The following is a 22885-nucleotide window of genomic DNA, read 5'->3' as shown; positions in this document are numbered from 1 at the left end:
TAAAGAAGCCCATCAAGAGATGGGCTTCTTTAATTCTAGTTATAATTTTTACTTAATCGCAATGCTATAACATGGAGCTAAAGTGAAATCGAGTGTTCCCCCCGCTAACGTAGCCAGTGCTTTATCTTCATTGTTTGCTAGACTGTCATTCGCTAAATTATAAACATGTTGAAAACTCGCTAAACTATTCCCCCATCTTACAGGTTGCTTAGCTGAATCTGTAAATGTCACACGCGCTTGTCCACTGGTTAAAGTTGGATCCAATAAACTTGCTACGTCTAACAATGCCCCACCAACAACGACACTTGGAATCGATGAATTAGATGATGTTTTAAGGGTAGAGTTCATGCCAACCAAAGCACCATTAATTTTTACAAATTTGTCATGGCCTAAAATCATACGTATAGAGAGTAATTTATTGGCAGTAAACGCCCGGGCAACTGTGCCTAAACGATATTGTTGTACACCATACTGATCAACAAAAGTGTTCTGATTAAATGAATTTTCAGTACAAGCATTATCAGATGTAGACATATCCGTCTCAGTAGAACCTGATTTAATATTAGAACGGATATCACCATTTTGGTCGATCACAATTCCTAACTTAACGGCAGGGACTGCAGTATTTGTAAATTTAAAGGTTAAATCTGCATACATTGGAAAAATATATTTATCTCCAGATTTCACATTACTAACCGATTGAAAAACCTGTTTATCTAAATAAGTGATTGGAAATATTTTATATAAATCTAAAGAGCCTTTAAATTCATCTGTAGTTGTGCTTTGTTTCCAACGACCGAAATCTTTTAAATCTTCACTGCTAACTGTCGTCTTATTGGTCAATATTTTATAAAATTGTTCTCTACCCGCCATCATATAATCATTAAAAAGCTTACCCTGATGAATGATCAATGGCTGCGAATTCATATCTGCGACATCTAACTGATAATCTTGATCAATTTTTTTATTAATCGGGTTAATCCAATGCGCTTGTGCGGGTGCAGTCATACGTACTGGTTTTACTTTACGAATTAATTCGGCATTTACACTACTAATTGCAGCCAAATTACTCGTAGCAGTACCTTTCCATTGCAAGCCACTACCAAAAGTGTAGCCCTGTCGATCCGTAATTAACATAAAGTGTCCAAACAAATATTTGGTTGAACTGTCTTTTAAATCACAAACTTCTTTATTGCACCCAACCAAACCATCGGAACCCGATATTAAACTTCCCAATACGCCACTGGTGGAAAATAACGCAAATTCTGGTTGATAGACTGCCGCAGTGGCAATCGTCATTAATTTACTTACGACTTCAAATGCTTGATCATCATCAATCACCGAAACATCGACCCACGGTTTAATCATATTTACATATTCATCACTGATGATTTGTTGAGAAGTGACCGAACTTAAAATGAGTTCTAATTTCAATCGCATTGCATCGGTAATATATAAAGCTTGAATATCCGTAGGCGTATCAATTTTGTTCTGTTGCAAAGCTAAAGCTTGGAAAATTTTTGCCAACTTCATCGCTACACGGACTGTGGGATCATCTTTGCTTAAGACTTGAGCTTCTTGTTGCGTAATACCAACCGCCATATCCAAAATAGTTAAACGCGGTACTTGTCCGCTACTTAATCGTGCAACTTTATTTAACTCGACCACACCTAAATTAATTTTTTTATCTTTTTCACCTTTAATAAAGAACGTGACTTTATCACCTGTTCTACAACTCCCTGTTGCAGCACCATCCCCCAAATCCAATATTGATATAAAACTATTGGTTGTATCACTGCTACAGGTAAAATTAAGTCCATCTAATGGGTAATCTAAAGCAAATTCTACACACCCGTTCATTTTTGGTGTACATGCACCATTTGCTGTACTGGAATCATACGTCTCGGGAATAATATTGGCGCTTTCCCCCCCACAGCCACTCAAAGCAGCCATCAATGTTGTGAGTGCAAAAGGGAGTAAATATTTATTTTTCATCCTGAATTCTCTTGTTCTATTCTTAACGAATTGCAATTAACTTTAATTGACCTTGATTGGTCAGTGCTCTGTTGTCTAAATCGATGGCACTGGCTAAAGGTGTGAGTAATATATATTGACTTTTAAGTGGGACATGAATCACCCCTTCAATTTTTTCATAGGACGTAAAAGATGCCACTGCATCATGATTTTTAAAACCACCAGCACCTTCTAGGACACAAGCATTTGCATCTAAAAACACCACAAAGGGCCAATAAAACGTAGGGTCCTGTTGACGTGAAGCGTAAGAATTAATTTGAATATTTTGAATTGCATTGGATACCTTGACAATTTCAAAATCGAATTGATCTTTTAACGGTACTCGCGGCCATAAATTAACCTCTTTCCCCAAACTCACTGTTTTGGCATTTTTAATTCTTTTGTCTTTAATACATTGTTGTCCTAAACCATCCACCACATCTGCTTGTGAAATTCGATAATAGGTCGATGACAGTGTAATGGGGCCACTCTCTTTTTTCTGATTCTTGTTAAAAAGTGACTGTATGATTGATTTACTTACACCTTTTTCTCTTTCTACCAATTGCAACCGCGTTGCGCCATGCTTAATATCAATGACCCCTTCAGGCATTGCATAAAAACGCTTTTTACCCTCTAGATTAAATTCCTTATCTTCTAAGTATTCATTTCTAATATATTTTTCACCATTAATACTCACAAAAGCGTCGATATTTTCAGTTTCTTCTTGTTTTACAACAAGCGGGAGGCTCAGCTGCTGTACAACTCTCTCAACCTCTGGCTTTGGCTTTAAAACATCTTTGGTTTGTTTTTCATGTTTGGACTCTAGTTGTACAACACTCTGTTTTATAGCTTGATCAACAACATGAGCAGGTTTTGTTGTCATATTCGCCAATGCTTGATGGTCAACTGACAACTTGGAACCGTTTGATGACTTTATTTCAGCTACAGCAATTGGTGGCTGAATATCAAGCACTTGTTTTTGCTCTGGAGCAGATGGTTGCTGTTGCATTAAAACTTCAGCAACATTGCTTTTCGGCGGCAGGCTTTTTTGTTGCACCACTATTGGTCGACCATCTGGACCAATAATGGTATAAAACTCACCTGCATATGAAAAAGATACATCTAAAAGGCATAATGTCAGTATCGATTTCACCCATAATTTTTTTTTCATTATTTTCAATATACCTACCATCGGGTTCTATAGTTCAATCCTAGAATTGTGACTTTCGTATCCGTTTTAACATTTAGACCTGCATAAGGATTCAATAGAATATTATTGACACCTGTTTGGTTTGCTAAGCTACTCGAATTTGCTGGAATTTTATCTTTACTGCGTAGAAAACCAATCGACAAATCTACATCCGTATCTGCATCAAAACGGTAGCCCACCCCTAAACCAAACAATTGTGCATTGTTAATCGGAACCATCGTATTGCGTTTATTATCAGGAATTGCACTGGTACGAGGCTCATATCCCGCACGTAACTTCAAACGATCTGTCGCTGAATATTCCATACCGATGCCAAAATTCCATGGGGAAGTAAATTCTAGCGGCAATGCTAAAGACGTATCTCCGATATTTGCCGAGAGTAATTTGGCAATTTTTAATGCTGAAATTTGGCGATCGAATTCAAATTTAAACTTATCCCAAGCCTTATAATCGGTCCATCCAACATCAAAATTAACTTGTAAATCAGGTAAGACCTTATATTTCACACCGGCTTGAAAATGTGCAGGATACTCAAAGTCCATTGAAACAAGACCTGACTCACTTGCAGGCACCACACTCGGGAAACCGAGAATTGCGGCAAGAATTTGACCTGTTGGCGAAGACATTAACCCTTTAATCAGCTCCTGTGGCGCTTTAGCATTATCAATATGATATTTACCTTTTAGGCGCATTTTTGCAGAACTTTGATAGACCATCCCAAAACTAAAGTCTTCGGTGGGTTCCCACAAGACACCCAAGTTATAACTCGGACTGAGTGACTGCTCCAATGCAAGCTGCATTTGTCCAAAACGGCCAAAAGGATTCATGCCTTCTTCGGTATTACACATACCGAGGAGCAAGATATCAGTAATAATGTCCTGATTTTCCTTGAAAGGGGTACAAACGACCTCATCGATCATTCTTAGCATACCAATCAATTCATTGGGAAAACGCAAATCTGTTTTTAAGCCAATCGCTTGATAAGACATCCCCACTGAAGCACCGATCGACAAAGCATCATTCACTTCATAGGCAATTGATGGTGATAAATAGGTAATCCGTTCCAGAGCAACTTGTTGCCCCATATAATTCCCCGGATTACCATTTTCAGCACCAAAACCAGCAACTAAAGGTGCATACATTGCTGTGGCAAACGTCATTTTTGAACCGGGTGGTTTATAGGCGATACCTGCGGTAGGTGCAGCCATCGGGATTCCTTCACCCAGATCGACCATTTTTTTCAATATCGGCACATATAAGCTGACGTATTCTACATCACCATTAACCGTACCCTTAAAGTCGGTACACAAATCTGAAGAAACTTCAGGACCGTCATTACACACCATTGGATCATCAGAGTAACCAAATACGTTGTAACCTGCCGGAACTGAAAACTCTCTTTGAATATCAAAATTAGCAAGAATACCCTGTACGTCTGTTTGTAAACCTTCAATTTTGGTCAAAGCAGCAGGGTTAAAATGAATGGCACTAATGCCCGGAGGATCTGCCGTTACGGCATTCCCCATACTGAGTGATCGAATATCAACAGACAAGTTTTGCCCCAATTGAGCAAACGTTGCACTTGAACAGCCCGATAATATAATTGCTGCTGCTAACGGGCGAAGTCGAATCTTATACATACGACCACCCTCTTAGCGTAGTTTCTTACCGAAACCTAAAATATCAAGCGGGAATGACAAACCTAAAGAGACATCAGGTGCATCTTCTGTTAAGCCTATACCCACAGTTCCATTCACAATGGTCTCTGGCGATACACGAACACCTAATGAAATTGCTAAAGTAGAACTGGTCTGGTCAGCGGGAGAATAACTTTCACCAGAACTATAGGTAAATTCCGATCCAGTGTTAAAACTTTGCTGATATGACATCGTCATCGAAACATCATAGTTAAACGAATAAGCAAAACCAAACGCAAAACCACCACTAATCCCCGGTTCAAAATCATCAATAATACGTGAACCACGTTTCTGATTAAGCCCCGTTTCTTTAAAGCCATAATTCGCTGAAACAGAGGCAAAAAGTACAACAGGGTCTATATATTTACGTGTACTGGCACCAACACCCGCCGAGTAATAGCCCTTTCCTGTTCCTAGGTCATCGGCTGCATTGACTTCATATGGGCTATCACCTGTTTTAGTCGATACATTACCAAATAAAATCAGCGGTAATCGGCCAGTTTTTAGTGGGAAGGGTTCCCAACGTGCACCAAAAGAAATATCCCCCAAACCTGCTGTAGAGGCATCTTTTAGTAAATCTGTTTTGGCAACTAATGGCAAAGACGCAGTAAAGGTTAAATTATCGAGAACACCATACTGCGCAGTAAAAGTATTGGTCATTGAATGTGTGGCATTTTCTTGAACACGTAATTGATAAAGCTGACCTTTGGCCATTTCAGCATCAATTTGCGTATCACGATAATAGGTATAATCAATATCATAATAAGATGAGATATCACCTTTTTTGATTAATGAATACTGTCTTTCATTTGAGGTAAAAACTTCTTGTAAACTTGTTTCCTTACTCGCATCACCTTCTTGCTGTTGTAATGCTGAAGAAGCCTGTGATTGTTCATCGACAGGTTGCGTTGCTGTATTTGCTGAAGGCTGTGAGGGTGCAGATACAACAGCCTCTGACTCATCGACAGCCTCATACCCACCCAGTGCTGGCTCTTCTGCTGCATATGCTCCCCCTATTGCCACTTGAATACTCAAAGCCAATAAAGTTTTGTTCATCCATTTACGATTCATATTCCATCTCACCATTTTTATTTTTTTAATCTGTCACTTTTAAACTTTATTTACTCTTGTAATAAAGACGTAAAAAATTATATGTAGGTTTACCAAAATTTTCGGATTCTTCATTTAAATTTTTATCTAAACGAATTGTTGATGCCTTATCTGCAATTTTATCCATGTAAAATTGTGGATACTGCAAATCAACAAAAGCGTAGCGATTCACTGTTGCATCCTCTACATGTCGTAAATCTGAATCTTGCAGTGCTAAGAATTTTTTTCTGTGTTCAGGAGCGACATTAATTAAAAAAAGCGTATTGTTTTCCCAAATATCTTTAAAACGCTGTTCATCAAAACTGATATTCCCCAATGCTGGATCAGCTACATAGACACGACCGTTCTTATAGGCCTTAAAAACAACGAAATGCTTAAATCCTGCATAAGAAATTGGCACAATAGCAGGCTGAGCCTGTGTGACTAAATCTGAAAACTCACCTTTATAGCCACCACTTTCTAGGCCTAATGCACCGACAAAGCGCTTCATATCTAAAAGAGAGAAACTTCGACGTTCAATAATTTTTTCAGTTTCACCAAACTTCAACAGACCATTCATGGTTTGTTGTTCGGATAACTGTGTACCCACATAACCATTTAACAATGTCGTTAATGCGGCAGACCCACAACTATAGTCATATGCTTGACGGACTATGCCACGAAACTGATCCTCTAAAGCAGGTTTGATGAGAACAGGCTCACGATGCATTCGACTAAAAGAATCTTGTCGAGAATCCAAGGTTTCTGTGTAATAAACCGCTTCCGCTGGTTTTTTCTTAATTTCAAAGGCTTCTGTGGCAAAGTAATACATCAATGCCGAGCCTAATGCGATCTCTAACATATCTTTTTAACTTTTCTAGTTATCGGCATGACGTGCCTATGTTCATTATTTTTCTAGAGCAAATGCTCTACATCCATGTAAAAATGAAGATACCTTTTTTTATAAAAAAAAACAGCTTTTTTTTACTTTTTTGAAAAATTTCACATTATTTTTGTAAAAAAAAGCGCGTGAAATCACGCGCTTTTTTTTATTTAAGCTTAACGACCAGAAATTGTAATTACAGAACCAGGAACATAAGTACCCATAGCTGGGCTGAAGTAAGTTTGCAAACCTTGCACCTCTACATCACCAATTGAACCAGCAGTACGACTACCTAAATGAACGCCTTTTACATAGGTATCAATTGGACCTGAGCTACTGATCATACGAATATAACCATTACTCGCGCCTTCTTTACCAACCACACTAACACTTTGCTTGATGGTTAAATCGGTAGAATTTGCATCTGCAACTTTGATGCTTTCAACAAAGATTTCACCAGCAGCACGGTTAGTAGCAGTACCATCACCCGTACCCTGTTTAGTTGAATTATCCAAAATACCTAGGTTCTTAATTTCAAGACCACCGACCATTTTGGTATTCAATTTAATCATTGCACCTTGAGGCGCTGCACCCAATTGGATATTGGCAGTCATTTGGCCTGTTTTAAGCGATAAACCACTTAAGATTGCGTTGTAATTCTGACCTGCACCTGCATCATCTTTACCACCACGGCGGATTGTACCCGCATTAGTTCCTGCTCCAGCTACACCAGATGCCGTTACACCAATTTCACCAATATTAATATCTAAGCCAGACACTTGAGCAGCAATATTGATAAATGCACCATTAGCGCCTGTACCCGCATCACTATCGATTTGCAAATCTGCCAAGTTACGTGATGCCAATAAATATGCACCATTGTTGTCATAGTTTGCACCAATCACAATACCTTTAGTAGCTGTGACACCAGTACCATTCCCCTTGATTACAATTGCACCAGCTGTACCAGTACCACCAAAGCCAGCATCACCTGCTACGCCTGCTGCCGTTAAACCATCATTATCATGAATATAAAGTTTTTCGATTTCGATTTTTGAAATACCAATCCCGATGTTAATACCATCTTGACCAGTAGTTGCGCCCAATGAAGCATCATCCATTGCTTGCATTGCCATCGCATTTGCACTAATTGCCAATGAAGAAACTAAAGCAAGTTTAGTAAATTTTTTCATCTTTGTACTCTCCCAAGAGTATTATTTTTTTGATGGTCAACCACTCGATATCACCTATTGTTTTTTGTTTTTTGACAACAGTGAATCTTTTCCTTGAGCAGTCTGTTTGCCCTAGTTAAGTTATATCTGTGTCATTTTTTGTTCAACTGCTGTTGGTCGCAATCTATATGTTACCGACAAACGGTATTTACAGTTTTTATGCATAAACATTGTTATAGAATAGTATTTCTATGTATCGCCTTTTATAATTTAACACTGTATGAATAATTCCGTTATTTTTCAAAAATTGTTGACTGAACAATGGCTTAGTCCCGATCAAATACTCTCTGCTTTATCACATCTCACACATTTGGTTTATTTGAAAAATGTAAATCAGCCTGTGATCGCTTTTTTTGCTTCTGAATATATGCTCAAGCAAGATCAAATCACTCAAAGTTTCAAACGGGTTGCTCTAGATCAATACCAAGAAAAATCATCAGCTATTCATTTTAATCATTTTTTTAAAGGCAATACTCAAACCCATCATGCTGATTTTAAAGGGGGCTTGATTGGTTTCATCAGTTATGATACTGCTGCGCAACAGCAAGTCTCTATTCAAGAAAAAAAACAACCTGCTTTATTTTTAGGTATTTATCGCAGTTATCTAAAACTCACGCCACAAGGTTGGACTTTTTTTAGTGATGAAGATGAAGCTGAGGAAATTTTCCAATTGATTCAAACTGCATTAACCAACAAAAAAGATCCGTCTTTCCAACTGACCCAAGCTTGCAGTGCACGTTGGAGTAAAAATGAATATCAAGCTGCATTTAAGCAAGTGCAAGAATATATTAAAGCAGGCGACTGCTATCAAATTAATTTAACGCAAGAATTTACAGCAAAAGCGCAAGGTTGCTTACTCGATATCGCTGAAGATTTCTGGAAACTTACCGATGCCCCCTATTCTGGCTATTTAAAAATTGATGATTTTGAACTGTTAAGCTGCTCACCTGAGCTTTTCATTGATTTTGAAGCAAATCGAAAAATTGTGACTCGCCCCATCAAAGGCACGATGCCTCGTTATGCTGACCCAAAGCAAGATGAACAATCAAAACAACGCTTGATTGATTCTAAAAAAGATCAAGCTGAAAATGTGATGATTGTCGATTTACTCCGCAATGATCTGAGTGTTTATGCTGAAACAGGTTCGGTAAAAACCCCGCAACTTTTTGAAATTGAATCGTTTAATCAAGTTCACCATATGGTCAGCGAAGTCACAGCCACGCTCAAAGATGAGAGCAATCCCTTTGATGTCCTCATGGCTGCGCTACCGGGTGGCTCAATTACCGGTGCACCCAAAATTCGTGCCATGCAAATTATTGATGAACTAGAGGGTGCTCCACGCGGTGCTTATTGCGGTAGTCTTGGTTATTTTAATTTTGATGGGACAGGTTCTTGGAATATTTTGATTCGCTCCATCCAAAAGTATCAAGACGATGTCTCTTTATGGGCCGGTGGTGGTGTAACGATCGCTTCAAATTGCGATGCAGAATATCAGGAATGTTTTGATAAAGTTTCTGCCATGCTTGAGCTACTCAACACATGGCAGAAATCATCTGAAACTTAAAGACTTAAGCTAAGATGTCATTTTTCAAGCTATCCACCAGACGTTGATTTTGCTCATCTGTACCAATGGTAATACGTAAGAATTGGTTGATACGCGGTTTATTGAAATAACGCACAATAATACCTTGTTCACGTAATTGTGCAGCCAGTTCACCCGCATCTTTACTCGGTAATGATGCAAAAATAAAATTAGCTTTCGATGGTAACACCTTAAAACCCATGCTTTCTAATTCAGTCACTAACTTATCACGACTTGCAATCACTTTTTGGCATTGTGCTTCGAAGTAAGCTTGATCCTCAAATGAAGCGACCGCTGCTGCGATTGCAAAACGATCCATTGGATAAGAATTAAAACTGTTTTTGACCGCTTCAAGCGCTGCAATTAAATGCGGTTGTGCAATGGCAAAACCGACACGCAAACCCGCAAGTGATCGCGATTTCGATGTGGTTTGGCACACCACTAAGTTTTCGTATTTTTCCACTAAACTGACCGCAGATTGTGCACCAAAGTCAACATAAGCTTCATCAATCACCACCACTGAATTCGGGTTGGCTTGTAACACTTCTTCAATAGCAGAGACCTCCAATGCAATACTGGTTGGTGCATTGGGATTGGTAATAATAATGCCGCCATTGGCTTGTTTATAATCATCTACCACAATTTCAAAATCATCATTTAATGGCAATACTTTGGTTTTGACTGCAAAAAATTGGCTATAAACGGGATAGAAACTATAGGTAATATCAGGGTACAGAATAGGCTGTTGTTGCACAAAAAATGCTTTAAAAATATGCGCCAAAACCTCATCCGAACCATTACCGACAAAGACATTTGCAACATCAACATTCTGCTGCGCCGCAATTGCATGCTTTAATGCAGAAGCCTCTGGATCTGGATATAAACGTAATACATCGGCAGAGTCAGCTAAAACGGCTTGTACCGCTGCAACTACTTTCGGTGATGGTGGATATGGATTTTCATTGGTATTTAATTTAAGTAAGTTTTGGATTTTCGGTTGCTCGCCCGGTACATACGGTTCTAATTCACGTACTTCAGGACTCCAAAAACGCATTTGTTCTGTTGTAATGTTCATCTTTCAATATCTCAATCAAATCTGTTATAGGCTTAAAAAAAGGCTGATCAATCAGCCTTTTATATCAATTAAAGCTTACTGATAACGATAACGTGCTGAACGTGCATGTGCATCCAGGTTTTCTTCTTGTGCCAAAATATCAGCGGTTTTCGCAAGGGTTTTTACCCCTTCTTGTGAGCACATAATCAAGCTGGAACGTTTTTGGAAATCATACACACCCAATGGCGATGAAAAACGTGCCGTACCCGATGTCGGTAACACATGATTTGGCCCTGCACAATAATCGCCAATTGCTTCAGGGGTATAACGCCCCATAAAGATCGCACCAGCATGACGAATATTTTCCGCCATCTCTTGGGCTTCATCTAAACATAACTCTAAATGCTCAGCTGCCACTTGGTTAATTAGCTCAATTGCCTCAGCACGATCTTTCACCAAAACCAAAGCACCACGATTAGCAATTGAAGTGCGTGCAATTTCAGCTTTAGGTAAGTTCGCTAAATGTTCTTCAATGGCTTGTGCAACGTCATTTAGAAGTTGCTCATCGGGTGTGATAAAAATGGCTTGTGCAACGGTGTCATGTTCTGCTTGTGACAACAGATCCATCGCCAACCATTGAGCATTGTTCTCGCCTTCTGCATAGACCAAAATTTCAGATGGCCCTGCAATCATATCAATACCAACCTGACCGAATACCGCACGTTTTGCCGCAGCAACGAAGCGGTTTCCCGGTCCAGTAATTTTATCAACCGATGGAATGGTTTCTGTGCCATAGGCCAAAGCCGCAACTGCTTGTGCTCCACCAATGGTAAAGACACGGCTTACACCTGCTAAATAGGCAGCTGCCAACACCAATGGATTTAACTCACCATTTGGCGCAGGCACCACCATAATAATTTCAGGCACACCTGCAACATGTGCAGGTACAGCGTTCATCAGCACTGAAGACGGATACGAGGCCAAACCACCCGGTACATAAATCCCGACACGATCAAGTGGTGTAATTTTTTGACCGAGTGTATTTCCTAACGCATCGACATAAGTCCAGCCATCTTGCTTTTGTACTTGGTGAAATTCACGAATACGACTGGCTGCAAGCTCCAAAGCTTCACGCACTTGGCTATTTAAGCCTTCAAATGCCGCTTTTAAGGCATCTTGTGTCAGTTCCAAATCTGAGAATTGATGCGCAGGATGTCGATCGAATTGTTGTGTTAGTTTTAAAACATGCTCATCGCCATGTTCACGAACATCTGCAATGATTTGGTCTACTGTTTTTAACAATTCTGGATCGTTGACTGTTTCGAACGCCAATAAATCGGCAAAGACTTGTTGAAAGTCTTGATCTTGAGTCGATAAACGTCGCATCAATTTACCTACAAGGTGAATGAAGAAAAGATTAGTTTACCTTGTTTCGCTGCATTTTTGGGTATCAATCATACATCTATCGCTCAAGCTTCATGGAAAATAACTTTTAAAATGATTCAGGAAATAATTTTGTCGATATTTTTGAACAATGAAGCATTAACCATAAAAAAAACCGTCGTGAATCACGACGGTTTTTTACAGCCCAAACACGATCAAACCTTATTTTTGGCTTTGACGCTCTGCAACTGCTTTTTCAAGTTGCGCTAAAATTGGATTTAACAGCATTTGCTTACGTTTAAAGCTGGCTTTATTCACAATCAGGCGAGAAGAAACAGTACAAATTTCTTCAAGTGGCTCAAGGCCATTGGCGCGAAGTGTATTGCCCGTGTCAACGACATCGACAATGTAATCACCTAAACCAACCAATGGTGCCAGTTCCATCGAACCATAAAGCTTAATCACATCAACCTGTTCACCCAAACTCGCATAATATTGACGCGTCAGGTTTACATATTTAGTGGCAATTTTTAAACGGCCTTTCGGACGAACCATGCCGACTTTACCTGCTGTCATGAGTTTACAGTTGGCAATTTTCAAGTCGAGTGGCTCATACACATTTTGTGCGCCATGTTCCATCAACACATCTTTACCAGCAACCCCTAAATCAGCCGCACCATTTTCCACATAGGTTGGTACATCTGAAGCACGTAAAATTAAAATACGCACGTGTTTATGGGTGGTTGGAAAAATTAACTTACGTGATTTATCTGGATCTTCCAGTAAGTTAATTCCTGCTGTTTCAAGCAACGGTAAAGTTTCTTTTAAGATACGTCCTTTGCTTAATGCTAAAGTTAAACCATGATCAAAATTGCCCATTACGTCAAAGTTTGGATCATCGTTTCTCATATCACTCATTAACTTACTCGCTTAATTTGGGCACCTAAACCCTGTAACTTTGCTTCAATATCTTCATAACCGCGATCAATATGATAAATACGGTCAATCAATGTTTCCCCTTCCGCCGCCAAGGCAGCCAGAACTAAAGAGAATGAAGCACGTAAATCGGTTGCCATTACTGGCGCTGCAGAAAGTTTGTCTACACCCGTTACAACAGCATCATTACCTTCAACCTGAATATTTGCTCCCATACGAGAAAGCTCAGGCACATGCATAAAACGGTTTTCAAAAATCGTTTCAGAAATCGTTGCAAAACCACGACCAATGGCATTCACTGCCATAATCTGTGCTTGCATATCTGTCGGAAATTCTGGATGAGGTAAGGTTTGGAAGCTGACTGCTTTTGGACGTTTGCCCATCATATCAAGCTCAATCCAATCTTCGCCACGCGTCACTTCTGCGCCCATTTCTTCGAATTTATCGAGCACAGCTTCCAGAAGATTTGGATCAGTATGTGTGGTTTTCACTTTACCGCCAGTAATTGCGGCAGCAGCTAAATATGACCCTGTTTCAATACGATCCGCAACCACAGCATATTCGCAGCCATGTAAACTTTCCACGCCCGTCACGACCAGCGTATCTGTATCTAAACCTTCAATTTTTGCGCCCATTTTAATCAACATTTGCGCAAGATCCGTAATTTCAGGTTCACGTGCTGCATTACGAATGGTGGTTACACCATCCGCCAATACCGCAGCAGTTAGAATATTTTCTGTACCACCGACAGTCACCATATCAAAGACAACTTCGCCACCTTTTAAGCGGCCATCGACTTTGGCATGTACATAACCATTTTCAACTTCAATATGCGCACCTAAAGCTTCTAGTGCTTTTAAATGCTGATCAACTGGACGTGAACCAATCGCGCAACCGCCTGGAAGTGACACTTGTGCACTACCATAACGCGCTAATAATGGACCAAGCACCAAAATTGATGCACGCATGGTTTTCACCAATTCATAGGGTGCAAACTGATTATCTAATGTAGAAACATCCGCTTTAACGGTGTCGCCTTCATAAGAAATCTGCACACCTAAACCGCCAATCAACTTAACTAAGGTATTGACATCTTTAAGGTTTGGCACATTAGTCAAGGTAATCGGACTATCTGCAAGAATCATGGCTGCAAGTAAAGGCAACGCTGCATTTTTTGCACCCGAGATGCGTACTTCACCTTCGAGCTTAACACCGCCCTGAATTAAAAATTTATCCATTTAGTTCTAAGCTCCGAATAAGCTTGCTTTACGCCATTCTTCTTTGGTCATTGCACGAATAGTTACCGCGTGTACTTCACCGCTGGCAATATATGAATTTAACGGAGCATAAACCGTTTGTTGACGTGCGACAGGACGTTTTCCCTCAAATTGCTCATCAACGATTCGAAGATCAAACTTACCGCCTTGCCCACTAACCGCAACTTCAGCCTCTGGAAAAGCAGCTTTTAAAATTTCAGTGAGCTGTTCACTATTCATCACAAAGACCTCTTATAGGACCAACGGTGTAAACCTGCCATTTTACTATAAATATGAAAAATAAAGCATTAACGTATAACATTTTATCTATAAAAAAAGAGGTCATTAAAAACCTCTTTTTATTTCAAAAAGTAAACTATACAAGTAAAGGCTGATACTCGATCTGCATTTTCCGATGTTTATGCAATTGTCGTTTTAATTTTTCTGTTAATTTCTTAATCGAAGTATACATATCATCCGCACTGGCTTGAGCAAACATTTCTATTCCAGGTAAACGTATAATCGCTTCAGCAATATGGTTGTCACTGCCTTTTTTAGAATGTTTATCAATTTGATGATCTTTTGATAGTTTCACCTGCATGCTATTTATTTGATCTAGATGCTTGGTCATTTGCGAAAATTTAAGCCGAATATCTTCTTCAATTGCAGGGGTGATAGTTAAATGATGACCACGGATTGTTATTTGCATAGTTCTATCCCTCACCTTCTTTTAGGGTAATAAAGGAATTGCCAAGTCGATCTAATGACAGCAAAAAAATAAATCCTGCACATTCAACATTAAATCATTCTCGCTATTCCTTAAGTAAAAAAGAGATTCATTATCTTGTCATAATGAATCTCTAGAATAGCCACACTTTAAAATTTAGATCAACACTTTTCGTTCAGAAGATGATGGAATATGTAACGACTCTCTATATTTAGCAACGGTTCGACGTGCAACATCAACCCCATCGTCTTTTAATAAAGTAGCAATAATATTATCCGACAAGGGTTTACGCGGATTTTCTTCAGAAATGAGTTTTTTAATCTTCGCACGAATTGCAATTGAGGAAGCTTCTCCACCTGACGTTGTCGCGACATGACTGGAGAAAAAATATTTCAGCTCAAATAAACCACGTGGCGTCAGCATAAATTTATTCGTTGTCACACGTGATACCGTAGATTCATGTAAATCGACTTCTTCTGCAACATCACGAAGCACCAAAGGCTTCATCCCTTCCGCACCAATTTCTAAAAACATCTTTTGATGTTCAACAATACATGTGGCAACTTTTAATAAGGTCTTATGCCGCTCATCCACACTTTTAATAAAATTTTTGGCATCTAACATTTGATTACGTAAATATTGATTATCATTGCTTTGATCTGCACGTTTAATCATATTGGCATAAAAAGAATTGATGCGTAATTTCGGCATAATGTCTGGATTCAATTGTACTTGCCAATGCGCATTTTTCTTCATCACCACAATATCTGGAATTTGATAGTCCGAATCTTTTTCTTCAAACTCCATTCCCGGATAAGCTTTTAATGTCTTCAATAAATCAACAGCACATTTTAATTGATCTGGATTTAAACCGGTCTGTTTTACCAATTTTGGTAATTCATTAGAAATTAATAACTCATAATGGTTTAATAAAATGATTGCTTCACGACGACATGCTGTTTGTACGGGTAAACTTTCTAATTGTACCAATAAACATTCAGCTAAATTACGCGATGCCACCCCAGGTGGATCAAGATGCTGAATATGCTTTAAAACAACAATAACTTCATCATCTTCAACTTCATCATCATAATCCATAGACTCCAGCAAATGCTGAACTGAGGTTGTTATTTCGGAGACTTCCGCATCCAAAAAACCTTTTTCATCTAAGGAATCAACAATACAATGTGCAATCAGGCGATCAACTTGTGAAAAATGTAATAAATTAATCTGTTCAAGCATGTGCTCTTTTAAACCCAAATGCCCTTGTCGATTGTCCTCACGCTCCTCATATTCAGGTGAACCGAGACTCGTTGGTTGATGGCTATAAACATCATCCCAATCTGTATCAACCGGTAAATCATCAGGTAAAGTATTGGCATTCAATTCATTGGTGAGATCTTTATTGTCATGTTCTTTTTCTTGCTCCTGCAAAGAAGATAAACTTTCTATATTCGACTGCTCTTCTACTTTTTCCAATAAAGGATTACTATCCAATTGAATTTGAATCTCTTGCTCAAGTTCCAAACTCGAGAGCTGAAGCAAACGAATGGCCTGCTGCAACTGCGGTGTCAAGGACAAGGAGTTCGCAACTTTTAATCCAACCGATAACTTCATATTACCTCTACTCTTTTTCAATATTTCTTATAAGCAATTTTCATGCCGCTTTATGGTTTTATAGCACAGTTTTATTAGAAATAATATAAATTAACAAATAGATTAAAAGAAAAATTTAATAAGTTTTCACATAGATACGCATATGAATAAAAACACACAGCAATGATAAATTAGCTTCCGACTTGTTTTATATTTCCAAAAACGATAGATAATGAAAGTACTAGAAAAGAGGAAGCCTTTTCAGCTAAAGATCATCATAAGTTTAAACATAAAGCTTTACAGAAATACAGCCAACTCACCAAATAGAGAAAAGCTCTGTATCAAAATAATAAGGCTCTATTTAGTTTCATTTATTTTGAATTCATGGTCTATTTTTAATTTTTTTAAATTTCGCACGCATAAAAAAACACCCCAACGATTGGTTGGGGTGTTTTTAGTAATAATGAGCTGGCGATGACTTACTCTCACATGGGTAACCCCACACTACCATCAGCGCGAAGAGGTTTCACTTCTGAGTTCGGGAAGGGATCAGGTGGTTCACTCTTGCTATTGTCGCCAGCACAACTGTTTATGGACTTTTTCGGGTCTTATTTACGCTGTTTATTTCGTATGCCTTACTTTGTACCAAATGAGTTATTAACAGATTATGCTAAATTTGAGTTGGTATTGTAACTAGCTTTTAAACTAAATCAAGTATTTTGTATCGAATTAGATGAGCAATACAACTGTTTGGGTGTTGTATAGTCAAGCCTCACGAGCAATTAGTATTGGTCAGCTTCATGCATCACTGCACTTCCACATCCAACCTATCAACGTCGTAGTCTTCAACGGCTCTTTAGAGGACATAAAGTCCTTGGGAAATCTTATCTTGAGGTAGGCTTCCCGCTTAGATGCTTTCAGCGGTTATCCCTTCCGAACATAGCTACCCGGCGATGCGACTGGCGTCACAACCGGTACACCAGAGGTTCGTCCACTCTGGTCCTCTCGTACTAGGAGCAGATCCTCTCAAATTTCCAACGCCCACGGTAGATAGGGACCGAACTGTCTCACGACGTTCTAAACCCAGCTCGCGTACCTCTTTAAATGGCGAACAGCCATACCCTTGGGACCTGCTTCAGCCCCAGGATGAGATGAGCCGACATCGAGGTGCCAAACACCGCCGTCGATATGAACTCTTGGGCGGTATCAGCCTGTTATCCCCAGAGTACCTTTTATCCGTTGAGCGATGGCCCTTCCATACAGAACCACCGGATCACTAAGACCTACTTTCGTACCTGCTCGACTTGTGGGTCTCGCAGTTAAGCGCGCTTTTGCCTTTATACTCTACGCGTGATTTCCGACCACGCTGAGCGCACCTTCGTACTCCTCCGTTACTCTTTAGGAGGAGACCGCCCCAGTCAAACTACCCACCAGACATGGTCCTCGCTCCAGATAATGGAGCAGAGTTAGAACCTCAATATTACCAGGGTGGTATTTCAAGATTGGCTCCACTCGAACTAGCGTCCGAGTTTCAAAGCCTCCCACCTATCCTACACAAGTAAGATCAAAGTTCAATGTCAAGCTGCAGTAAAGGTTCACGGGGTCTTTCCGTCTAGCCGCGGGTACACCGCATCTTCACGGCGAATTCGATTTCACTGAGTCTCTGCTGGAGACAGCGCCCCCATCATTATGCCATTCGTGCAGGTCGGAACTTACCCGACAAGGAATTTCGCTACCTTAGGACCGTTATAGTTACGGCCGCCGTTTACTGGGGCTTCGATCAAGAGCTTCGCTTACGCTAACCCCATCAATTAACCTTCCAGCACCGGGCAGGCATCACACCCTATACGTCCACTTTCGTGTTTGCAGAGTGCTATGTTTTTAATAAACAGTTGCAGGGGCCTGGTTTCTGTGGCTGCCAACCGCTCAGGGAGTAAATCCCATCACCGTCGGCAGCGTACCTTCTCCCGAAGTTACGGTACCATTTTGCCTAGTTCCTTCAGCAGAGTTCTCTCAAGCGCTTTGGTCTACTCGACCTGACCACCTGTGTCGGTTTCGGGTACGATTCCTGTGTAACTGAAGCTTAGAGACTTTTCCTGGAAGCATGGTATCAGCCACTTCACTGTACAAGTACAGCTTGCTATCAGTTCTCAGCATAGAGTACCCCGGATTTGCCTAAGATACATGCCTACAACCTTTCACCTGGACAACCAACGCCAGGCTGACTTAACCTTCTCCGTCCTCTCATCGCATTACACAGAAGTATTGGAATATTAACCAATTTCCCATCGACTACGCCTCTCGGCCTCGCCTTAGGGGTCGACTCACCCAGCCCCGATTAACGTTGGACTGGAACCCTTGGTCTTTCAGCGTGCGAGTTTTTCACTCGCATTGTCGTTACTCACGTCAGCATTCGCACTTCTGATACCTCCAGCAGACTTCTCAATCCACCTTCATCGGCTTACAGAACGCTCCCCTACCACTTGCAATAAATTGCAAATCCGCAGCTTCGGCATATAGTTTTAGCCCCGTTACATCTTCCGCGCAGGCCGACTCGACTAGTGAGCTATTACGCTTTCTTTAAAGGGTGGCTGCTTCTAAGCCAACCTCCTAGCTGTCTATGCCTTCCCACATCGTTTCCCACTTAACTATAATTTTGGGGCCTTAGCTGGCGGTCTGGATTGTTTTCCTCTTGACTACGGACGTTAGCACCCGCAGTCTGTCTCCCGGATAGTACTCATTGGTATTCGGAGTTTGCATCGGTTTGGTAAGTCGGGATGACCCCCTAGCCGAAACAGTGCTCTACCCCCAATGGTATTCGTCCGAGGCGCTACCTAAATAGCTTTCGGGGAGAACCAGCTATCACCAAGTTTGATTAGCCTTTCACCCCTATCCACAAGTCATCCCCTGGCTTTTCAACGACAGTGGGTTCGGTCCTCCAGTTAGTGTTACCCAACCTTCAACCTGCTCATGGATAGATCACCTGGTTTCGGGTCTATACCCAGCAACTAATTCGCCCTATTAAGACTCGATTTCTCTACGGCTCCCCTATTCGGTTAACCTCGCTACTGAATATAAGTCGCTGACCCATTATACAAAAGGTACGCAGTCACCGGACGCAATGCCGGCTCCCACTGCTTGTATGCATGCGGTTTCAGGATCTATTTCACTCCCCTCACAGGGGTTCTTTTCGCCTTTCCCTCACGGTACTGGTTCACTATCGGTCAGTCAGGAGTATTTAGCCTTGGAGGATGGTCCCCCCATATTCAGACAAGGTTTCACGTGCCTCGCCCTACTCGACATCATTATCTAAGCCCTTTCGTGTACAGGACTATCACCCACTATGGTTGCACTTCCCAGAGCATTCCACTAGAACTTAGATAACTTAATGGGCTTTTCCCCGTTCGCTCGCCGCTACTAAGGGAATCTCAATTGATTTCTTTTCCTAAGGGTACTGAGATGTTTCACTTCCCCTCGTTCGCTTCGCATGACTATGTATTCATCATGCGATACCTACCTTATGGTAAGTGGGTTTCCCCATTCAGAAATCTCCGGATCACAGGATATTTGCCGCCTCCCCGGAGCTTTTCGCAGGCTATTACGTCTTTCATCGCCTCTGACTGCCAAGGCATCCACCACATGCACTTAATTACTTGACTATACAACCCCAAACAGTCGTTTCAACACTACAAGTTAATGTTGATGACCTTGCTTCGAGTTTTGTGGATTTAACCACAGTACAGCTTCAATCTAGTTCGTTTTCCAAAACGCTTGATTCAGTTAATCGCTAGTGCTCAGTTCTTTATTTTCATTTCTTCGTAACACTTGCGTGATACAAATTAATGTCAATTCAGTTCTGAGTTTAAACAATTTATTTCAACTCAAATTTATAATCTGTTAATGATTAACTACGTCTTCGTCAGATCGTAGGTAACTGTGATAAATCACAGAATTTAATAAACTAAAAACTTAATTAAGTTTTTATATTCACTAAATTCTGTAATCACCTAGCTTTATATATGGTGGAGACTAACGGAGTCGAACCGTTGACCTCCTGCGTGCAAAGCAGGCGCTCTACCAACTAAGCTAAGTCCCCAGCTTATCATTAGATTCGATATATCTTCTTCTCTGTCTCTCAATGAATTTCTTCATCTTCGTTCGTTAGATTGGTGGGTCTGACAAGATTTGAACTTGTGACCCCACGCTTATCAAGCGTGTGCTCTAACCAACTGAGCTACAGACCCTCAGATACATCTTCATGAAGAACAACTTGTTGTGGATTCTTACCGATCGTCAATCTTTCGTTAAGGAGGTGATCCAGCCGCAGGTTCCCCTACGGCTACCTTGTTACGACTTCACCCCAGTCATCGGCCACACCGTGGTAAGCGTCCTCCTTACGGTTAGACTACCTACTTCTGGTGCAACAAACTCCCATGGTGTGACGGGCGGTGTGTACAAGGCCCGGGAACGTATTCACCGCGGCATTCTGATCCGCGATTACTAGCGATTCCGACTTCATGGAGTCGAGTTGCAGACTCCAATCCGGACTACGATCGGCTTTTTGAGATTAGCATCCTATCGCTAGGTAGCAACCCTTTGTACCGACCATTGTAGCACGTGTGTAGCCCTGGTCGTAAGGGCCATGATGACTTGACGTCGTCCCCGCCTTCCTCCAGTTTGTCACTGGCAGTATCCTTAAAGTTCCCGGCTTAACCCGCTGGCAAATAAGGAAAAGGGTTGCGCTCGTTGCGGGACTTAACCCAACATCTCACGACACGAGCTGACGACAGCCATGCAGCACCTGTATGTAAGCTCCCGAAGGCACCAATCCATCTCTGGAAAGTTCTTACTATGTCAAGACCAGGTAAGGTTCTTCGCGTTGCATCGAATTAAACCACATGCTCCACCGCTTGTGCGGGCCCCCGTCAATTCATTTGAGTTTTAGTCTTGCGACCGTACTCCCCAGGCGGTCTACTTATCGCGTTAGCTGCGCCACTAAAGCCTCAAAGGCCCCAACGGCTAGTAGACATCGTTTACGGCATGGACTACCAGGGTATCTAATCCTGTTTGCTCCCCATGCTTTCGTACCTCAGTGTCAGTATTAGGCCAGATGGCTGCCTTCGCCATCGGTATTCCTCCAGATCTCTACGCATTTCACCGCTACACCTGGAATTCTACCATCCTCTCCCATACTCTAGTCTCCCAGTATCGAATGCAATTCCTAAGTTAAGCTCAGGGATTTCACATCCGACTTAAAAGACCACCTACGCACGCTTTACGCCCAGTAAATCCGATTAACGCTTGCACCCTCTGTATTACCGCGGCTGCTGGCACAGAGTTAGCCGGTGCTTATTCTGCGAGTAACGTCCAAGCATCTAGAGTATTAGTCTAGAGCTCCTCCTCCTCGCTTAAAGTGCTTTACAACCAAAAGGCCTTCTTCACACACGCGGCATGGCTGGATCAGGGTTCCCCCCATTGTCCAATATTCCCCACTGCTGCCTCCCGTAGGAGTCTGGGCCGTGTCTCAGTCCCAGTGTGGCGGATCATCCTCTCAGACCCGCTACAGATCGTCGCCTTGGTAGGCCTTTACCCCACCAACTAGCTAATCCGACTTAGGCTCATCTATTAGCGCAAGGTCCGAAGATCCCCTGCTTTCCCCCGTAGGGCGTATGCGGTATTAGCATTCCTTTCGAAATGTTGTCCCCCACTAATAGGCAGATTCCTAAGCATTACTCACCCGTCCGCCGCTAAGATAAGGTGCAAGCACCTCATCTCCGCTCGACTTGCATGTGTTAAGCCTGCCGCCAGCGTTCAATCTGAGCCATGATCAAACTCTTCAGTTTAAAATCAGTAGTAGCTTAAAGGCTACCAATCTTGGCTCATCAATTTTCTGACAAATATTTCTCAAATAAACTTCGAGTAATTTCTACCATCAATCAATGAAAATAATTTCGATCAATCAACCAGTAAAAATCCACACAAGTTGTTCTTCATAATCTCTTAATGATCTTCTTGCTGATTCGTCATCAGCAAGCTAGGTCGGCTATACTACTCTCTTTCCAGAGAAAGTCAACAGGTTTTGCTAAATTATTTCCCGACAAACCTAAGTTTAAATCCAATCTTAAAATCTCATTCGAAATCTTAACAATCCAACCAACTTATTGATTTATCAGAGGTTTTATTTAACATCACCGCCGATGGATGTGCATTCTACAGCATTTCACATC

General features: G+C 41.1%; 14 protein-coding genes, 2 tRNA genes and 3 rRNA genes. 1 reads left to right on the top strand and 18 read right to left on the bottom strand.

The window, feature by feature from the left end; translation table 11 throughout:
- Positions 1-48 precede the first annotated feature (48 nt).
- The 6 genes from filF to filA form a co-directional block, all read right to left on the bottom strand.
- Entirely contained in the window at positions 49-1995 is a 1947-nt protein-coding gene (gene filF, locus F994_RS12890) for a putative pilus system protein FilF (RefSeq protein ID WP_004650961.1), read from the bottom strand.
- Positions 1996-2017: 22 nt separating this feature from the next.
- Entirely contained in the window at positions 2018-3184 is a 1167-nt protein-coding gene (gene filE, locus F994_RS12885) for a putative pilus assembly protein FilE (RefSeq protein ID WP_004650960.1), read from the bottom strand.
- A gap of 14 nt (positions 3185-3198) precedes the next feature.
- Positions 3199-4863, bottom strand: a complete 1665-nt coding sequence (filD, locus tag F994_RS12880) for a putative pilus system OmpP1/FadL family transporter FilD (protein WP_004650959.1) — start codon at positions 4861-4863, stop codon at positions 3199-3201.
- Between the two features lie 12 nt (positions 4864-4875).
- Entirely contained in the window at positions 4876-5991 is a 1116-nt protein-coding gene (filC, locus tag F994_RS12875; RefSeq protein ID WP_004650958.1) for a putative pilus system protein FilC, read from the bottom strand.
- A gap of 46 nt (positions 5992-6037) precedes the next feature.
- Entirely contained in the window at positions 6038-6871 is an 834-nt protein-coding gene (filB, locus tag F994_RS12870; protein ID WP_004650957.1) for a putative pilus system C39 family peptidase FilB, read from the bottom strand.
- A 197-nt stretch (positions 6872-7068) separates the two neighbouring features.
- Positions 7069-8085, bottom strand: a complete 1017-nt coding sequence (filA, locus tag F994_RS12865) for a putative pilus system protein FilA (RefSeq protein ID WP_004650956.1) — start codon at positions 8083-8085, stop codon at positions 7069-7071.
- Positions 8086-8344: 259 nt separating this feature from the next.
- Here filA and pabB point away from each other — a divergent pair, with 259 nt between their 5' ends.
- Positions 8345-9688, top strand: a complete 1344-nt coding sequence (gene pabB / locus F994_RS12860) for an aminodeoxychorismate synthase component I (protein ID WP_004650955.1) — start codon at positions 8345-8347, stop codon at positions 9686-9688.
- A 4-nt stretch (positions 9689-9692) separates the two neighbouring features.
- Here the strand turns inward: pabB and hisC are convergent, their stop codons facing one another.
- The 12 genes from hisC to F994_RS12800 form a co-directional block, all read right to left on the bottom strand.
- The gene (gene hisC / locus F994_RS12855) at positions 9693-10781 is read right to left on the bottom strand and encodes a histidinol-phosphate transaminase (RefSeq protein ID WP_004650954.1); all 1089 of its coding nucleotides are present in this window, start codon (positions 10779-10781) and stop codon (positions 9693-9695) included.
- A 75-nt stretch (positions 10782-10856) separates the two neighbouring features.
- On the bottom strand, positions 10857-12146 hold the full coding sequence (hisD, locus tag F994_RS12850) for a histidinol dehydrogenase (RefSeq protein WP_004650952.1): 1290 nt from the start codon (positions 12144-12146) through the stop codon (positions 10857-10859).
- 219 nt (positions 12147-12365) lie between these two features.
- A complete protein-coding gene (gene hisG, locus F994_RS12845) occupies positions 12366-13061 on the bottom strand; it encodes an ATP phosphoribosyltransferase (RefSeq protein WP_004650951.1) in 696 nt (231 codons plus the stop codon).
- Complete coding sequence (murA, locus tag F994_RS12840; protein ID WP_004650950.1) at positions 13061-14317, bottom strand: UDP-N-acetylglucosamine 1-carboxyvinyltransferase; 1257 nt, start codon at positions 14315-14317, stop codon at positions 13061-13063. The genes hisG and murA overlap by 1 nt, the downstream gene beginning before the upstream one ends.
- A gap of 6 nt (positions 14318-14323) precedes the next feature.
- Entirely contained in the window at positions 14324-14575 is a 252-nt protein-coding gene (gene ibaG / locus F994_RS12835) for a BolA family iron metabolism protein IbaG (RefSeq protein ID WP_004650949.1), read from the bottom strand.
- 136 nt (positions 14576-14711) lie between these two features.
- Positions 14712-15044 carry a ribosome hibernation-promoting factor, HPF/YfiA family gene (gene hpf / locus F994_RS12830; protein ID WP_004650948.1) on the bottom strand — a complete coding sequence of 111 codons (333 nt, stop codon included), beginning with the start codon at positions 15042-15044 and terminating at the stop codon, positions 14712-14714.
- A gap of 174 nt (positions 15045-15218) precedes the next feature.
- The gene (locus F994_RS12825) at positions 15219-16679 is read right to left on the bottom strand and encodes an RNA polymerase factor sigma-54 (protein WP_004650947.1); all 1461 of its coding nucleotides are present in this window, start codon (positions 16677-16679) and stop codon (positions 15219-15221) included.
- A gap of 445 nt (positions 16680-17124) precedes the next feature.
- Positions 17125-17239: ribosomal RNA gene (gene rrf / locus F994_RS12820) — 5S ribosomal RNA — on the bottom strand.
- Between the two features lie 180 nt (positions 17240-17419).
- Positions 17420-20317, bottom strand: a 23S ribosomal RNA gene (locus F994_RS12815).
- Positions 20318-20678: 361 nt separating this feature from the next.
- Positions 20679-20754, bottom strand: a tRNA-Ala gene (locus F994_RS12810).
- A gap of 71 nt (positions 20755-20825) precedes the next feature.
- A tRNA-Ile gene (locus F994_RS12805) sits at positions 20826-20902 on the bottom strand.
- 61 nt (positions 20903-20963) lie between these two features.
- Positions 20964-22501, bottom strand: a 16S ribosomal RNA gene (locus tag F994_RS12800).
- Together the 16S, 23S and 5S rRNA genes with 2 tRNA genes alongside form the textbook arrangement of a ribosomal RNA operon.
- Positions 22502-22885: the final 384 nt, after the last annotated feature.

The sequence above is a fragment of the Acinetobacter bohemicus ANC 3994 genome (genome assembly GCF_000367925.1).
In the GTDB taxonomy this organism is placed as follows: Bacteria; Pseudomonadota; Gammaproteobacteria; order Pseudomonadales; family Moraxellaceae; genus Acinetobacter; species Acinetobacter bohemicus.
Note: the sequence above shows the minus strand (reverse complement) of the source record. Positions and strands in the feature narration are given on the sequence as shown.

Coding starts and splice junctions, on each gene's coding strand:
- filF (WP_004650961.1), bottom strand. CDS start 1,995: ATGAAAAATAAATATTTACTCCCTTTTGCACTCACAACATTGATGGCT.
- filE (WP_004650960.1), bottom strand. CDS start 3,184: ATGAAAAAAAAATTATGGGTGAAATCGATACTGACATTATGCCTTTTA.
- filD (WP_004650959.1), bottom strand. CDS start 4,863: ATGTATAAGATTCGACTTCGCCCGTTAGCAGCAGCAATTATATTATCG.
- filC (WP_004650958.1), bottom strand. CDS start 5,991: ATGAATCGTAAATGGATGAACAAAACTTTATTGGCTTTGAGTATTCAA.
- filB (WP_004650957.1), bottom strand. CDS start 6,871: ATGTTAGAGATCGCATTAGGCTCGGCATTGATGTATTACTTTGCCACA.
- filA (WP_004650956.1), bottom strand. CDS start 8,085: ATGAAAAAATTTACTAAACTTGCTTTAGTTTCTTCATTGGCAATTAGT.
- pabB (WP_004650955.1), top strand. CDS start 8,345: ATGAATAATTCCGTTATTTTTCAAAAATTGTTGACTGAACAATGGCTT.
- hisC (WP_004650954.1), bottom strand. CDS start 10,781: ATGAACATTACAACAGAACAAATGCGTTTTTGGAGTCCTGAAGTACGT.
- hisD (WP_004650952.1), bottom strand. CDS start 12,146: ATGCGACGTTTATCGACTCAAGATCAAGACTTTCAACAAGTCTTTGCC.
- hisG (WP_004650951.1), bottom strand. CDS start 13,061: ATGAGTGATATGAGAAACGATGATCCAAACTTTGACGTAATGGGCAAT.
- murA (WP_004650950.1), bottom strand. CDS start 14,317: ATGGATAAATTTTTAATTCAGGGCGGTGTTAAGCTCGAAGGTGAAGTA.
- ibaG (WP_004650949.1), bottom strand. CDS start 14,575: ATGAATAGTGAACAGCTCACTGAAATTTTAAAAGCTGCTTTTCCAGAG.
- hpf (WP_004650948.1), bottom strand. CDS start 15,044: ATGCAAATAACAATCCGTGGTCATCATTTAACTATCACCCCTGCAATT.
- F994_RS12825 (WP_004650947.1), bottom strand. CDS start 16,679: ATGAAGTTATCGGTTGGATTAAAAGTTGCGAACTCCTTGTCCTTGACA.